Origin of the sequence: Curtobacterium sp. PhB190 (genome assembly GCF_004365385.1) — a bacterium.
Lineage (GTDB): Bacteria > Actinomycetota > Actinomycetes > Actinomycetales > Microbacteriaceae > Curtobacterium.
On the sequence record NZ_SODN01000014.1, the window covers coordinates 32,305 to 47,199 of the forward strand.

At 70.7% G+C, this 14,895-nt stretch carries 17 protein-coding genes; 15 read left to right on the forward strand and 2 right to left on the reverse strand.

Going from position 1 to position 14,895, the window contains the following annotated elements; translation table 11 throughout:
- The 8 genes from EDF47_RS18110 to dapF all read left to right on the forward strand — a co-directional run bounded on the left by EDF47_RS18110 (nucleotide 1) and on the right by dapF (nucleotide 6,860).
- Complete coding sequence (locus EDF47_RS18110; protein WP_123939007.1) at nucleotides 1–483, forward strand: CinA family protein; 483 nt, start codon at nucleotides 1–3, stop codon at nucleotides 481–483.
- Between the two features lie 154 nt (nucleotides 484–637).
- The gene (locus EDF47_RS18115; protein WP_027464765.1) at nucleotides 638–946 is read left to right on the forward strand and encodes a helix-turn-helix transcriptional regulator; all 309 of its coding nucleotides are present in this window, start codon (nucleotides 638–640) and stop codon (nucleotides 944–946) included.
- Nucleotides 947–1,039: 93 nt separating this feature from the next.
- A complete protein-coding gene (locus EDF47_RS18120) occupies nucleotides 1,040–1,264 on the forward strand; it encodes a DUF3046 domain-containing protein (protein WP_111084594.1) in 225 nt (74 codons plus the stop codon).
- Between the two features lie 282 nt (nucleotides 1,265–1,546).
- Nucleotides 1,547–2,608: a recombinase RecA gene (gene recA / locus EDF47_RS18125; protein WP_133939000.1), complete on the forward strand. Its 1,062-nt coding sequence runs from the start codon at nucleotides 1,547–1,549 to the stop codon at nucleotides 2,606–2,608.
- Nucleotides 2,605–3,471 carry a regulatory protein RecX gene (locus EDF47_RS18130; RefSeq protein ID WP_123673447.1) on the forward strand — a complete coding sequence of 289 codons (867 nt, stop codon included), beginning with the start codon at nucleotides 2,605–2,607 and terminating at the stop codon, nucleotides 3,469–3,471. Before recA ends, EDF47_RS18130 begins: the two co-directional genes overlap by 4 nt.
- A 26-nt stretch (nucleotides 3,472–3,497) precedes the next feature.
- Nucleotides 3,498–4,991 (forward strand): tRNA (N6-isopentenyl adenosine(37)-C2)-methylthiotransferase MiaB, encoded by a 1,494-nt coding sequence (gene miaB / locus EDF47_RS18135; protein ID WP_123938804.1) that lies wholly within the window; start codon nucleotides 3,498–3,500, stop codon nucleotides 4,989–4,991.
- Nucleotides 4,978–5,973, forward strand: a complete 996-nt coding sequence (gene miaA / locus EDF47_RS18140; protein WP_347876475.1) for a tRNA (adenosine(37)-N6)-dimethylallyltransferase MiaA — start codon at nucleotides 4,978–4,980, stop codon at nucleotides 5,971–5,973. Before miaB ends, miaA begins: the two co-directional genes overlap by 14 nt.
- Nucleotides 5,970–6,860, forward strand: a complete 891-nt coding sequence (gene dapF / locus EDF47_RS18145) for a diaminopimelate epimerase (RefSeq protein WP_123293905.1) — start codon at nucleotides 5,970–5,972, stop codon at nucleotides 6,858–6,860. The genes miaA and dapF overlap by 4 nt, the downstream gene beginning before the upstream one ends.
- Before the next feature lie 213 nt (nucleotides 6,861–7,073).
- Here the strand turns inward: dapF and EDF47_RS18150 are convergent, their stop codons facing one another.
- Complete coding sequence (locus EDF47_RS18150; RefSeq protein WP_133938998.1) at nucleotides 7,074–7,685, reverse strand: methyltransferase; 612 nt, start codon at nucleotides 7,683–7,685, stop codon at nucleotides 7,074–7,076.
- 61 nt (nucleotides 7,686–7,746) lie between these two features.
- Between EDF47_RS18150 and hflX the strand changes: the two genes are divergently transcribed.
- Nucleotides 7,747–9,285, forward strand: coding sequence for a GTPase HflX (gene hflX / locus EDF47_RS18155; protein WP_111084601.1), 1,539 nt, complete (start codon nucleotides 7,747–7,749; stop codon nucleotides 9,283–9,285).
- Between the two features lie 181 nt (nucleotides 9,286–9,466).
- On the opposite strand, the gene lexA is transcribed toward hflX, so the two are convergent.
- A complete protein-coding gene (gene lexA, locus EDF47_RS18160) occupies nucleotides 9,467–10,111 on the reverse strand; it encodes a transcriptional repressor LexA (protein ID WP_123293903.1) in 645 nt (214 codons plus the stop codon).
- A 235-nt stretch (nucleotides 10,112–10,346) separates the two neighbouring features.
- On the opposite strand from lexA, the gene EDF47_RS18165 reads away from it, so the two are divergent.
- From EDF47_RS18165 to EDF47_RS18190, 6 genes are all read left to right on the forward strand, one after another.
- A complete protein-coding gene (locus EDF47_RS18165) occupies nucleotides 10,347–10,724 on the forward strand; it encodes a LysM peptidoglycan-binding domain-containing protein (RefSeq protein WP_133938996.1) in 378 nt (125 codons plus the stop codon).
- Nucleotides 10,725–10,799: 75 nt separating this feature from the next.
- Nucleotides 10,800–11,906, forward strand: coding sequence for a histidinol-phosphate transaminase (locus EDF47_RS18170; RefSeq protein WP_133938994.1), 1,107 nt, complete (start codon nucleotides 10,800–10,802; stop codon nucleotides 11,904–11,906).
- Nucleotides 11,903–12,505 (forward strand): imidazoleglycerol-phosphate dehydratase HisB, encoded by a 603-nt coding sequence (hisB, locus tag EDF47_RS18175; protein WP_111084605.1) that lies wholly within the window; start codon nucleotides 11,903–11,905, stop codon nucleotides 12,503–12,505. Before EDF47_RS18170 ends, hisB begins: the two co-directional genes overlap by 4 nt.
- Nucleotides 12,502–13,137, forward strand: a complete 636-nt coding sequence (gene hisH, locus EDF47_RS18180; protein ID WP_132099706.1) for an imidazole glycerol phosphate synthase subunit HisH — start codon at nucleotides 12,502–12,504, stop codon at nucleotides 13,135–13,137. The genes hisB and hisH overlap by 4 nt, the downstream gene beginning before the upstream one ends.
- Before the next feature lie 111 nt (nucleotides 13,138–13,248).
- Nucleotides 13,249–13,995, forward strand: a complete 747-nt coding sequence (priA, locus tag EDF47_RS18185; protein WP_111084607.1) for a bifunctional 1-(5-phosphoribosyl)-5-((5-phosphoribosylamino)methylideneamino)imidazole-4-carboxamide isomerase/phosphoribosylanthranilate isomerase PriA — start codon at nucleotides 13,249–13,251, stop codon at nucleotides 13,993–13,995.
- 4 nt (nucleotides 13,996–13,999) lie between these two features.
- Nucleotides 14,000–14,827: an SseB family protein gene (locus EDF47_RS18190; protein WP_123293900.1), complete on the forward strand. Its 828-nt coding sequence runs from the start codon at nucleotides 14,000–14,002 to the stop codon at nucleotides 14,825–14,827.
- Nucleotides 14,828–14,895: the final 68 nt, after the last annotated feature.

Below are 14,895 nucleotides of genomic sequence, written 5' to 3' on the forward strand. Positions count from 1 at the left end.
ATCGCGCAGCACCTGGTCGCCGACCTGACGCGTCGCGGTGAGACCGTCGCCGTGGCGGAGTCGCTCACCGGCGGGTTGGTGGTGTCGACGCTCGTCGGTGTTCCGGGGGCGAGCGCCGTGGTGCGCGGGGGAGTCGTGGCCTACGCGACGCCCGTCAAGCACACCGTGCTCGGGGTGTCGTCGGCGTTGCTGGCGGCCAACGGGGCCGTCGATCCCGAGGTCGCGCGGCAGATGGCGGCCGGTGTCCGCATCGCGCTGTCCGTCGATGGTGAGCCGGCGACGTGGGGGATCAGCACGACCGGTGTCGCCGGGCCGGACCCGCAGGACGGCAAGCCGGTCGGCACCGTCTACGTCGGCATCGCGTCGGCGGACGGCGCCACTGCCTGGGAACTCCACCTCGACGGGGACCGCGGTGCAATCCGGACGGCGTCCGTCTCCGAACTCCTGACACGGATGTCGTCCGTGGTCCGGGGCCGGGAATAGGTCCCGTTTCCACTGGGTTACATCTCACGCAATCTCCAGCAGGACGGCAGCCAGCCTGGTTAGCATGCTTCAACCGGCAACGCTAAAGTTGCTGAACCCGAACTCGATCCTCCGGATCGGGCGGGCGCGGAGACGACAGAGAGGAGGAGTTCTCATGGTTCTCGTTCGTCAGGAAATCGGCGATGTGCTTCGGGACTTCCGCTTGCAGAAGGGCCGGACCCTCCGTCAGGTCGCGTCCAAGGCCAGTGTGGCTCTCGGGTACCTCAGTGAGGTCGAGCGTGGTCAGAAAGAGGCCAGCTCGGAGATCCTCGCGTCCGTCGCGGACGCGCTGGACACCCCCATCTCCACGATCATGCGCGAGGTGGGCGACCGCCTCGCGATCGTCGAGGGACTCACTCCCGTCCCCGACACGCTCCCGGACGACCTCGTCGCCGAGTTCGACAACGACCTCGCGGTGCGCTGAGCGCCTCGCACTGACCGCCCCCGCCGGAACCTCCCGACGGGGGCGTTCTGCGTCCGGGGCGCTGTGTGTTCGGGGACGCTTTAGGCTTGTCGGATGCGGGTGAGTGAGTTCTGGCGTGCCGTCGACCAGGTGTTCGGCGAGGCCTACGGGTCCGTGGTCAGCCGTGACGTCGTGCTCGAGGACCTCGGTGGCCGCTCGGCCGTGGACGCCCTCGCCGCCGGCATCGACGCCCGCCGGGTGTGGGATGCCCTCTGCGACTCGCAGGACGTCCCGCTCGACCGGCGGCACGGCAAGGGGCTGGCCGAGCCGCAGAACTGAGGCATCCGCGCTCCGTCGCGCCAACGCCACCGACCGAAACTGTGTTCGGCGTGTTGCTCGAACGGGTGTTCGATCGGTGGTACGTTCCTCCACAGCGGCGTCGCCCGGGTGTTCCATCCACAGATCGCGTGACCGTCGGCAGTGATGTCGGTGGCCAGCCATAGGTTGATGGACATCGGGAACAGCCCGAAGCCTTGTCGCAGAACCATCGGCCTTGCACCACCGGCCGGCGTGGACGCGACAGCCTACAGGCGGCCGAACACGAGCACGAAGGAGCACCCCATGCCATCACCGGCAGACCGCGAAAAGGCCCTCGAGACCGCACTCGCACAGATCGACAGGCAGTTCGGCAAGGGTGCGATCATGCGCCTCGGTTCGGACGAACGCGCCCCCGTCAACGTCATCCAGACCGGGTCGGTGGCGCTCGACGTCGCGCTCGGCATCGGCGGACTGCCCCGCGGCCGCATCGTCGAGATCTACGGCCCGGAGTCCTCGGGTAAGACGACCCTCACCATCCACGCCATCGCCAACGCCCAGCGCGCCGGTGGCATCGCGGCCTTCATCGACGCCGAGCACGCGCTCGACCCGGAGTACGCCAAGAAGCTCGGTGTCGACATCGACGCCCTGCTCGTGTCGCAGCCGGACACCGCCGAGCAGGCGCTCGAGATCGCGGACATGCTCGTCCGCTCCGGCTCGATCGACCTCATCGTGATCGACTCGGTCGCAGCACTGGTGCCGCGCGCCGAGATCGAGGGCGAGATGGGTGACTCCCACGTCGGTCTGCAAGCCCGCCTCATGTCCCAGGCGCTGCGCAAGCTCGCCGGTGGGCTGAACCAGACGCAGACCACGATGATCTTCATCAACCAGCTGCGCGAGAAGATCGGCGTGTTCTTCGGTTCCCCGGAGACCACCTCGGGCGGTAAGGCACTGAAGTTCTACGCGTCCGTCCGCCTCGACATCCGTCGCATCGAGACGCTCAAGAGCGGCACCGACGCGGTGGGCAACCGCACGCGTGTCAAGGTCGTCAAGAACAAGATGGCGCCGCCCTTCAAGCAGGCCGAGTTCGACATCCTGTACGGCGTCGGCATCTCGCGCGAAGGCTCGCTGCTCGACTTCGGTGTCGACCACGGCATCGTCAAGAAGTCGGGTGCCTGGTACACCTACGACGGCGACCAGCTCGGGCAGGGCAAGGAGAACTCGCGTTCCTTCCTGATCCAGAACCCCGACACCGCGGCTGAGATCGAGGGCAAGATCCTCGCCAAGCTCGGTGTCGGTGCTGCCAAGGCGGATGAGGCTCCGGTCGAGTCGATCGCGCCGAAGCTCGCGGAGCGCAAGGGCGCGTGAGCACCGACCACGACGACGACGGCCTCGCACCGGTCACCGACCTGTTCGGTGCGAGGTCCCGTCGTCGGGCCCCGGCAGCTGCGGAGCCCACCCCCGAACCCGAGCAGACGGTGCCCAGCATTCCGGAGCCCGTGCTCGAAGACGATGCGGACACCCCCGTCCCGTTGCCCATCCGCGGGCCGCGTGCACAGGCCGACTGGGTCTCGCCGGTCATCGGCGACGGTTCCGGCCGGACCGCGCGGGCCGAGCAGGACGGCTACGACGACGACGGGGCGGACGCCACGACGGCGTCGGTCTTCTCGATCGCCGGTGGCGAAGAACTCGACCCTGCGGATGCTCCGCGTCCCCTGGACGAGCAACGCGCCGACGCCGAGCGGCTCAGCATGCGGGCGCTCGGCCGCAAGGGCGTGAGCGAGTCCGAGATGCGGACACTGCTCACCCAGCAGGACCTCGACCCCGACGTGGTCGAGCACGAGATCGAACGCCTGACCCGCGTCGGGCTGCTCGACGACGTCGCCCTCGCCACCGACCTGGTGGACCGCTTGCACGCCCGCAAGGGTCTGGGGCGGCAGGGCGTGGTCACCGAGTTGCGTCGTCGTGGAATCGACCAGATCGCGATCGACACCGCGCTCGACGAAGCCGCCGACGACGAGGACGACGAGTTCATCCGCGCCCAGGAGCTCGCCGACAAGCGTGCGCCGCAGATGCGTGGGCTCGACCGTGCGACCGCCGAGCGTCGGTTGTCGGGGTTCCTGATGCGCAAGGGCTACGGCTCGGGCGTGGTGCGGATCGCCGTTCAGCGGGCCCTCGACGGCGGCGGACGCCGCCCTCCGACGGGCCGCGGGACCGTGCGCTTCGAGTAGTCGCCCCGACCTACACTGGGACGACCATGGCCACCGTCGCAGCGCGCCAGCGCACCTACGAAGTCCGCACCTACGGGTGCCAGATGAACGTGCACGACTCCGAGCGGCTGAGCGGGTCGCTGCAGGCGGCGGGCTACACGGCCGCGGACGGAGAGCAGGCCGACGTCGTCGTGATCAACACCTGTGCGGTGCGCGAGAACGCGGACAACCGTCTGTACGGCAACCTCGGGCAGCTCGCGGGCATCAAGCGCGACCACCCGGGCATGCAGATCGCCGTCGGTGGGTGCCTGGCGCAGAAGGACAAGAACGTCATCCTCGAGAAGGCGCCGTGGGTGGACGTGGTCTTCGGCACGCACAACATGGGCTCGTTGCCGACGCTGCTCGAACGTGCGCGGCACAACGACGAGGCGCAGATCGAGATCCTCGAAGCGCTCGACGTGTTCCCGTCGACGCTGCCGACCAAGCGTGACTCGACCCACAGCGGTTGGGTGTCGATCTCGGTCGGGTGCAACAACACGTGCACGTTCTGCATCGTCCCGTCGCTCCGCGGCAAGGAGAAGGACCGCCGCCCGGGTGACGTCCTCGCCGAGATCCAGGCGCTCGTCGACGACGGTGCGATCGAGGTCACGCTGCTCGGGCAGAACGTGAACTCGTACGGGGTCGAGTTCGGCGACCGTCAGGCGTTCGGCAAGCTGCTGCGCGCGGCCGGCGCCATCGACGGCCTCGAGCGCATCCGCTTCACGAGCCCGCACCCGGCAGCCTTCACCGACGACGTCATCGACGCCATGGCCGAGACCCCGAACGTCATGCCGCAGCTGCACATGCCGTTGCAGTCCGGGTCCGACCGGGTCCTCAAGGCCATGCGGCGGAGCTACCGGAGCGAGCGGTTCCTCGGCATCCTCGACCGGGTGCGCGCCAAGATCCCGAACGCGGCGATCTCGACCGACATCATCGTCGGGTTCCCCGGCGAGACGGAAGAGGACTTCGCGGACACCCTCCGCGTCGTCGAGCAGGCACGGTTCGCCAGCGCCTTCACGTTCCAGTACTCGATCCGTCCCGGCACCCCGGCAGCGACGATGGACGACCAGCTGCCGAAGCACGTCGTGCAGGAGCGGTACGAGCGGCTCGTCGCGCTGCAGGAACGCATCACCGCCGAAGAGAACGCCGCGCAGGTCGGCCGGAGCGTCGAGGTCCTCGTAGCGACGGGCGAGGGGCGGAAGGACGACGCCACCCGCCGGTTGTCCGGACGCGCCGAGGACTCGCGGCTCGTGCACTTCGCCGTGCCGGAGGGCTCCGCTGTCCCGCGACCCGGCGACGTCGTGACGGTCGAGATCACCCGAGCGGCTCCGCACTTCCTGATCGCCGACGACGACGCTCCGCTGCGCATCCGGCGCACCCGAGCGGGCGACGCCTGGGACCGCGCCGAGGCCGAGAGCTGCGGCGTGCCGACCCCGGCGGCGCCCGGCGACGGTCCGCGGCCGGTGTCGCTCGGGCTGCCGACGCTCCGTGTCGGGCGCTGACGCCCCCGTCGGGGACGGCCCCGAGCGCGACCCGGCCCAGCACTGCGGGCTCGATGCCTCCGACGCTGATCTGATCGCCGTCGTCGGCGCGACCGGGACGGGCAAGTCCGACCTCGGGATCGCGATCGCCGAACGCCTCCGCGCCGCCGGCCGGAACGCCGAGATCGTCAACGCGGATGCCATGCAGCTGTACCGGGGCATGGACATCGGCACCGCCAAGCTGTCGTTCGACGAACGGCACGGCATCCCGCACCACGAACTCGACGTGCTCGACGTCACCGACGAGGCGAGCGTCGCCGCGTACCAGGTGGCTGCCCGAGCCGACGTGGACCGGATCCAGGCGGACGGCGGCGTCGCCGTGCTCGTCGGCGGCAGCGGGCTCTACGTGTCCTCCGTCCTGTTCGACCTGGCGTTCCCCGGCACCGACCCGGAACTCCGCGCGCAGCTCGAGCGCGAGCACGACGAGCTCGGTCCGGGCATCCTGCTCGAGCGGCTCCGCGGCCTGGACCCGGCGGCCGCAGCGACGATCGATGCACGCAACCCACGGCGGTTGATCCGGGCACTCGAGATCGCGAGCCGGTCCGAGGTCGTGACCCCGAGCCTCCCGTCCGCGCCCCGCGCCTGGCGACCGTCCCGCATCCTGCACCTGCGACGGGATCGTGAGCAGCTGGTCGCGGCGCTGCACGCGCGTGCGGCGGGGATGTTCGCCGCCGGACTCGTCGACGAGGTCGCGGCTCTGCGCGAGCAGGGCATCGAGCAAGGGAAGACCGCGCGGGCCGCGATCGGGTACTCGCAGGCGCTCGACGTGCTGCGGGGGACCTCCACGATCGAGGCCGCGGTCGAGGCGACCGGCATCGCGACGCGCAAGTACGCCCGACGGCAGGTGTCCTGGTTCCGCCGCTACGCCGACGCCGAGACCCTCGACGTCACCGGAGCCGACCGCGGGGACCTGTCGGAACTGGCCCGTAGGATCGTCCCGTGACCGAGCTGCACTTCACCAAGGGCCAGGGGACCGGCAACGACTTCGTCCTGTTCGCCGACCCCGACGCCACCGTCGACCTGACCCCCGAGCGGATCCGCGCGATCGCGGACCGACGCTTCGGCGTGGGCGGCGACGGCGTGATCCGTGCGGTGCGGTCCGAATCGATCCCCGAAGGTCGCGCCCTGGTGGCCGTCGAACCCGCGGCGACGTGGTTCATGGACTACCACAACGCCGACGGCACGGTCGCCGAGATGTGCGGCAACGGGATCCGGGTGTTCGCGCGGTACCTGACCGAGTCCGGCCTGGTCGAGCTCGCACCCGGCGAGACCCTGACCGTCGGCAGCCGCAAGGGCCTGGTCGACATCCAGCGGACCACGAACGGCTTCGCTGCCGACCTCGGCCGGTGGGGGCTGGGCATCGAGGACGGCGGCTCGGACGACGTCATGGTGCGCGCCAAGAACCTCGACGGCGCCCGGCCCGGCATCGGCATCGACGTCGGCAACCCGCACGTGGTCGTCGCCGTCGCGACCGAGGACGAACTCGCCGACCTCGACCTGACCTTCCTGCCCGTGCTCGACCCGGCGCCCGAACACGGTGCCAACGTCGAGTTCGTGCTGCCCGGCGACCCCCTGATCAACGACGGCGTCGGCGAGATCACGATGCGGGTGCACGAGCGGGGCAGCGGCGAGACGCTGTCGTGCGGCACCGGTGCGGTGGCTGCGGCCCTCGCGACGCGGTACTGGGTGGGTTCCGGCGCGCCGGACACCTGGCGCGTACGGGTGCCGGGCGGGGTCGTGACGGTCCGGATGTTCGCGGCGGAGGACGGCGAGCACGTCTCGCTGTCCGGTCCCGCCGAGCTGGTGTTCTCCGGCGACCTGACGGTCTGACGCAGGGCGCGCGGGCCGCGGCGTGCGGGGCGCGCTTCGCGGGGGCCGCGTGGCGCGCGCGGCGCGCTTCGCTTCGTGAGCAGAAATGGTCGGGTGCGCTGCGGCGACTCGACCATTTCTGCTCACGAAGTGGCGCGGGCGCGCAGCGCGCGCCCGGCGCCGCCCGGCGCCGCGCGGCGGCGCGCAGCGGCGCGCGGCGCGCCGCGCGCCCGCCTACGCCGTCCGGCGCACCCGGATGACGCGGAACCCCTTGTCGGTGGACGCCCGCGCGACGTGGAACCCTGCCCCGAGCGCACCGACGAGCCACTTCTGCAACGAGTCACCCCCGAGGTCCTTCGACACCACGAGCCAGGCGTCGCCCTCGACCTCGAGCCGGGGCAGCCACGTCAGCAGGATCTCGTGGAGTTCGTCCTTGCCGACGCGGATCGGCGGGTTCGACCAGATCGTCCGGAACCGCAGGTCGTCCGGGACGTCGTCGGGCAGGGCGATGGTGACGTTCGACGCACCGGCGGCCTCGGCGTTGGTTCGCGCCAAGCCGAGCACCCGTTCGTTGACGTCGACGCCCCACACCGACGCGTCGGGGGAGTGCAGCGCCATCGTGATCGCGATCGGGCCCCAGCCGCAGCCGACGTCGAGCAGCGCGCCGTCGTGCGCGGGCGGCGGGACGGAACCGAGCAGCACGCGGGTGCCGCGGTCGAGGCCGTCCGGGCTGAAGACCCCTGCGGCCGTGGTCAGCGTGAGCGACCGGCCGGAGAGGGTGACGTCGATCTGGCGTTCGCGGGTGTCCGATGACGGGTTCGCGGAGAAGTAGTGGTCGTTCGCCATGGATGAACCGTAGCGGGAACCCGGTGTGTCCGAGGCCCGCCGGAGGTACCCTGTGGACAGGATGACGGATACCCATCAGCAGAACGACCAGACCAACGACGACAGCGCAGACGGTGTCGTCGAACGGGTGTTGCGCAACGCCGACCGCCGCGCAGCATCGTCCATCTTCGCCCCCGCCCAGGCGATCCAGACCCGCTCGGTCGACGAGCACGGGTGGGACGGCGACGGCGACCAGTACGACCGTGAGGACCGGGCGGCCCTGCGCCGCGTGGCCGGCCTCTCCACCGAGCTCGAGGACGTCACCGAAGTCGAGTACCGCCAGCTGCGGCTCGAGCAAGTCGTCCTGATCGGCGTGTACCCGCACGGTGATGCGCAGGACGCCGAGAACTCCCTGCGGGAGCTGTCCGCCCTGGCCGAGACGGCCGGCGCGGTGGTCCTCGACGGGCTCCTCCAGCGTCGACCGAACCCCGACCCGGCGACCTACCTCGGCAAGGGCAAGGCAGAAGAGCTCGCGATGGTCGTCAAGGCCACCGGCGCCGACACGGTGATCGCGGACACCGAGCTCGCCCCGTCGCAGCGCCGCGCGCTCGAGGACGTGGTGAAGGTGAAGGTCATCGACCGCACGGCCGTGATCCTCGACATCTTCAGCCAGCACGCGAAGACCCGAGAGGGCAAGGCCCAGGTCGAGCTCGCGCAGCTCCAGTACCTGCTGCCCCGACTGCGCGGCTGGGGTGACTCGATGTCCCGGCAGGCCGGTGGTCAGGTCTCCGGCGGTGCGGGCATGGGGTCGCGTGGTCCCGGTGAGACGAAGATCGAGCTCGACCGCCGTCGCATCCACACCCGCATGTCGAAACTCCGCCGCCAGATCGCCGGGTTCCGCCCCGCGCGCGAGGCGAAGCGTGCGGACCGTCACCGCAACGAGGTGCCGAGCGTCGCAATCGCCGGTTACACGAACGCGGGCAAGTCCTCGCTCCTGAACCGTCTGACGAGCGCCGGCGTGCTGGTGCAGAACCAGCTGTTCGCGACGCTGGACGCCACGGTCCGCCGGACCGAGAGCACCAAGGGCCGCGAGTTCACGTTCGTGGACACGGTCGGCTTCGTCCGGAACCTGCCGCACCAGCTGGTCGAGGCGTTCCGCTCCACTCTCGAGGAGGTCGGCGAGGCCGACGTCATCGTGCACGTGGTCGACGGCTCGCACCCCGACCCCGGGGCGCAGCTCGCGACCGTGCGCGAGGTCATCGGCGACGTCGGCGCGCACGACATCCCCGAGATCGTCGTGTTCAACAAGGCCGACCTGATCGACGACGCACAGCGCCTCGTCCTGATCGGGCTCGCGTCGGACGCCGTCTTCGTGTCGGCCCGCACGGGCGAGGGCATCCCGGAGCTGCTCCGCACCATCGAGGAGCGCCTGCCGGAGCCCGACGTCGAGCTCACGGTGGTCGTGCCCTACGACCGGGGGGACCTCGTCTCCACGCTGCACGACGCGGGCGCGGTCGACTCCGTCGACTACGTCGAGGACGGCACCCGCCTACGCGTGCGCGTCTTCCAGCGGCAGGTCGCGGAGCTCGATCCGTACGTGGTCGCGCCCGTCACGTCCTGACGGCCGGTACCGACTGACAGCCGGGAGGCCCGCCCCACGTCCGTCGCGCGGGTGCGCTCCGGCCGCGGTTCCGTTCAACGCCGCACAACCGCAATCGGCTCGGACCACGAGATCTCGTGGTTCGAGCCGATTGTCGTTGTGCGCCGGTCAGTCCCCGGCGTAGGTCGGTGCCCGGCGCGGCTCAGAGGGAGCGGAGGACTGCGACGACCTTGCCGAGCACCGAGGCCGCGTCGCCGAGGATCGGCTCGAACGCGGTGTTGCGGGGGAGCAGCCACGTGTGGCCGTCGCGCTGGCGGAAGACCTTGACGGTCGCCTCTTCGTCGAGCATCGCGGCGACGATGTCACCGTTCTCGGCGGTCTGCTGCGCACGGACGACCACCCAGTCGCCGTCGCAGATCGCGGCGTCGATCATCGACTCGCCGACGACCTTGAGCATGAAGAGGTCGCCCGAGCCGACGAGCTGCCGGGGGAGCGGGACGATCTCGTCGACGTGCTGCTCCGCCGTGATCGGGACACCCGCGGCGATCCGACCGACCAGGGGCACGAGCGTGGTGGCGTCGACGTCGGGTCCGGTGACGTCCGGCGTGGGCTCGTCGACCAGGACCTCGAGCGCACGGGGACGGTTCGGGTCGCGGCGGATCCAGCCACCGAGCTCGAGCTGGCCGAGCTGGTGGGACACGCTCGACAGCGAGGAGAGCCCGGCTGCGTCGCCGATCTCGCGCATGCTCGGCGGGTAGCCCCGCGAGGCGATGGACGCGCGGATGGCGTCGAGGATCGTCTGCTGCTTCGCGGTCAGCGGCTTCTGGCCCCGCAGTTCGTCCACCACGTCGTCTCGCTTTCGTCGGTGCTGAGCGGCCGTGGCGGGAATGTCGGTGGTCCCCGTTTGACTTGTCCCAGTCGATCGAAACAGTATCCGACCGGTCAACCCCGGACAAACACCTGTTCGAGCGTGTCGCAAGAAAACCCCGCAGAAATCCTCTCTCAGGACTTGTGCGTCGTCTGATTCGAAACTATGTTCGGTACACGACTTCGGTTCACCCGAACGGGAAGGCAAGAACGACATGAGCACCATCGCCATCGCTGACATCCAGCGCACCGCGGCCCCCGCCGTGCGCGTCCGCCTGCGCCTGACGCGCCGCGGCCGCATCGTCTTCACGACGCTCGCCGCGCTCCCCCTCCTCATCGTCGTCGCCTTCTTCGTCCTGAACGGCGGCCAGGCGTCCGCCGGTGACGCCGCCGCTGGTGGCGCCCGGACGCAGTTCGACACGGTCACGATCCAGCCGGGCGAGACGCTCTGGCAGCTGGCCGAGGACACCGCGCCGAACGCCGACCCGCGCGACTTCGTGCAGGACGTCATCACCCTCAACGCCCTCGACGGCTCCGGGCTGCAGGCCGGCGAGCAGATCGCCATCCCGACGAAGTACACCTCCGGCCAGTAGCAGCCGGACGTGGTCGTGGGCAGTCCCGTCCGGACGGCTGGTCGTCCAGTGGCCACAGCGGCCTACGATGGATCGGTGGCATTCACGCTGGAAGACCTCCCGATCCGAGACGACCTCCGCGGTCAGAGTCCCTACGGCGCTCCGCAGAAGCACGTCCGCGTCCAGCTGAACGTCAACGAGAACACGCATCCCGTGCCGGACGACGTGGCTGACGACATCGTCGCCTCGATCCGTCAGGCGCTCGCGACGGTGAACCGCTACCCGGACCGCGAGTTCACGGAGCTCCGCGAGTCGCTCGCCGGGTACCTCGGCCACGGCCTGTCGGCAGAACAGCTGTGGGCGGCGAACGGCTCGAACGAGGTCCTCCAGCAGCTGTTGCAGGCCTTCGGTGGCCCGGGGCGTTCCGTCCTCGGGTTCCCGCCCACCTACTCGATGCACTCGATCCTGGCGTCCGGCACCGGCACGACCTGGATCCCGGCGGAGCGCGACGACGAGTACCGCATCTCGCCCGAGACCGTCGTGGCGGCGATCGAGCAGCACCGTCCGGACATCGTGTTCCTGTGCGGGCCGAACAACCCCACGGGCACACCGCTGCCGATCGAGACGATCGAGGCCGCGTACGCCGCGACCGACGGCATCGTGATGGTGGACGAGGCCTACGCCGAGTTCATGCCGGCCGACGTGCCGAGCGCCCTCACGCTGCTGCACGGGCGTGAGCGTCTCGTCGTGTCGCGCACCATGAGCAAGGCCTTCGCGTTCGCCGGTGCACGGGTCGGCTACATGGCGGCACACCCCGCCGTGATCGACGCCGTCCGCCTCGTCCGACTGCCCTACCACCTGTCCGTCCTGACACAGGCAGCCGCCGTCGCCGCACTGCGCCACGCGCCCGAGATGCTCGCGATGGTCGACGACATCAAGCAGCAGCGCGACCGGATGGTGATCGAGCTGCAGGCCATGGGCTACCGGACGTACGAGACCTGGTCGAACTTCGTCCTGTTCGGCGGGGTCGCCGACCCGCACGCCGCGTTCGAGTCGCTGCTCGAGCGGGACGTCATCGTGCGCGACCTCGGCATCCCGAACCACCTGCGGGTGAGTGCCGGCACCGAAGAGGAGACCACCGCGTTCCTCGACGCCATGCGGCAGGTCGCCGCTGAGCAGCCGCCGGTTAGGGTTGGGGCATGACCGCGCGCACCGCCTCGATCAGCCGCAGCACGAGCGAATCGAGCGTCGAACTCGAGCTCGACCTCGACGGCACCGGCTCGTCCGACATCTCGACGAGCGTGCCGTTCTTCGACCACATGCTGACCGCGTTCAGCAAGCACTCGCTCATCGACCTTCGCGTGCGGTCGACCGGTGACACCGACATCGACGTGCACCACACCGTCGAGGACACCGGCATCGTGCTCGGACAGGCCCTCAAGCAGGCCCTCGGCGACCGGTCCGGCATCGGCCGGTACGGCGACGCCCTCGTACCCCTCGACGAAGCGCTGGCCCAGGCGGTCGTCGACGTCTCCGGGCGCCCGTTCCTCGTGCACTCGGGTGAGCCCGAGGGGTTCGAGTTCCACCGCATCGGCGGCCACTTCACCGGGTCGATGATCCGCCACGTGTTCGAGGCGATCACGTTCAACGCGGGCATCACCGTGCACGTCCGTGTGCTCGGTGGCCGCGACCCGCACCACATCGCCGAAGCCGAGTTCAAGGCGTTCGCGCGTGCGATGCGCAAGGCGGTCGAGCTCGACCCGCGCGTCGACGGCATCCCCTCCACCAAGGGCGCACTGTGACCGCGAAGCCGAACGTCGTCGTCCTCGACTACGGGTCGGGCAACGTCCACTCCGCCGCCAAGGCACTCGAGCGGGCCGGAGCCGAGGTCACGCTGACCTCCGACAAGCAGGCGGCGCTCCGTGCCGACGGCCTGCTCGTGCCCGGGGTCGGGGCGTTCGCCGCGGTCATCGACCAGCTCGAGGGCGTCCAGGGCGGCGAGATCGTCGACCACCGTCTGGCTGGCGGCCGTCCGGTGCTCGGCATCTGCGTCGGCATGCAGGTGCTGTTCTCCCGCGGCATCGAACGCGGAGCCGACGTCGAGGGGCTCGGACAGTGGCCCGGCACCGTCGAGGAGCTCCAGGCCGAGGTCCTGCCGCACATGGGCTGGAACACCGTCCAGGCACCGGAGAACTCCGTACTGTTCGACGGGCTGCACGACGAGCGGTTCTACTTCGTGCACTCGTACGGCGTGACCGACTTCCCGCTCGACGCCTACGGCCCGTTCCGTGCTCCCGGCCTGACGTGGGCTGAACACGGGCAGCGGTTCATCGCCGCGGTCGAGAACGGGCCGCTCACCGCGACCCAGTTCCACCCCGAGAAGTCCGGCGAGCCGGGCATCCGCCTGCTGACCAACTGGGTGCGCTCGCTCTGAACCCGGCCCGCAACGGGCGCGACGGCGCCGCCGGACGCGCCACGGGCCTCCAGGCCGAACCCCGCACCTTCACCACCGCACCTTCACCACCGTGACGAAACCGACAGGACCATGACCGACCTCACCGACACCTCGCCCCTCGTCCTGCTGCCTGCCGTCGACGTCGTCGACGGCCAGGCCGTCCGGCTGACCCAGGGCGAGGCGGGGAGCGAGACCGGCTACGGCGACCCCGTCGCCGCCGCGCGCACCTGGCGTGACCAGGGCGCGGAGTGGATCCACCTGGTGGACCTCGACGCAGCGTTCGGTCGGGGCGACAACCGCAAGGTCATCGCGCACGCGATCCGCGAGGTCGACGGCGTCTCGGTCGAGCTGTCGGGCGGCATCCGCGACGACGCCTCGCTCGAAGCCGCGCTGGCCACCGGCGCTGCCCGGGTCAACCTCGGCACGGCGGCGCTCGAGAACCCGGACTGGGCCGCTCGGGTGATCGGCGAGTACGGCGAGCAGATCGCCGTCGGGCTCGACGTTCGTGGCACGACCCTCGCCAGCCGTGGCTGGACCGAGGACGCCGGCGACCTGTGGGAGGTCCTCGACCGGCTCGAGGCCGCGGGGTGCGCCCGGTACGTCGTCACCGACGTCACGAAGGACGGCACGCTGCAGGGCCCGAACGTCGAGCTGCTGCGCCAGGTGTGCGACCGGACCGACCAGCCCGTCGTGGCCTCTGGCGGGATCTCGACGCTCGACGACCTGCGGGCACTGCGCGAGCTCGTGCCGTTCGGGCTCGAGGGCGCGATCATCGGCAAGGCGCTGTACTCCGGGGCGTTCACGCTGCCGGCCGCACTCGACATCGCCTCGGAGTAGCGGCGTGGCGGGGATCTCGAACGGGCGCGGAACCGGTCCGGACGCGGCAACCGGTCCCGACGACGCACACACCCCGGGTGGCGCGGCGGACTCGGCCGGCTTCACGTGGGAAGGCCGCACGTTCGACCACCACGACACCGCGTTCGCCGACGACGACGGGCTGGCCGACCCGGCGCTGACCGCGGCGATCGCAGGCGTGGCCGCCGGTGCATCGCAGGCGGCGGTCGTCCATGCACTGCGCACCGCCCGTCTGCTCATCCCGCTCATCGCCGAGGCCGGCGACCTCGGCGAGACCGACGCCGGCAAGCTCGTGGACAAGACCCAGGAGCTCTCGATCGTGACGGTCGCCGGCCCGGACGGGCGGAGCGTGATGCCAGCGTTCACCTCGGTCGACGCGATGCACGCCTGGGACGCCGATGCCCGGCCCGTGCCCGTCGAGTCACGCCGGGTGGCGATGGCCGCGGCGAGCGAGGAGACGCAGCTCGTCGTGCTCGACCCGAAGTCGGCGACCGAGTTCGTGCTGCGCCGTCCCGCGGTGTGGGCGCTCGGCCAGGACCTGCCGTGGACCCCGTGCTTCGAGGACCCCGAGGTCGCTCAGGCGTTCGCCGACTCGGTCGTGGGGGAGCGCAGCGTCGCCCGTGTCGAACTGACCCCCGGTGACCCGGTCGGACGCTTCGCCGGCCCGGAGCTGACCGTCGGACTGGCGTTGCACCCCGGGCTCGACCGCGAGCAGGTCGGCGAGCTCGTCGGACGCCTGCAGCAGCGGTGGTCGACGGACGCCGTCATCGCCGAACGCGTCGACAGCATGCGCGTGGCCCTGCGGGCAGCCTGAGCGGCGACCGCGTCGGCCAAGCACCCGGCCACGAGCAAAGCCGACCCGGCCACGAGCAACGCAGACCC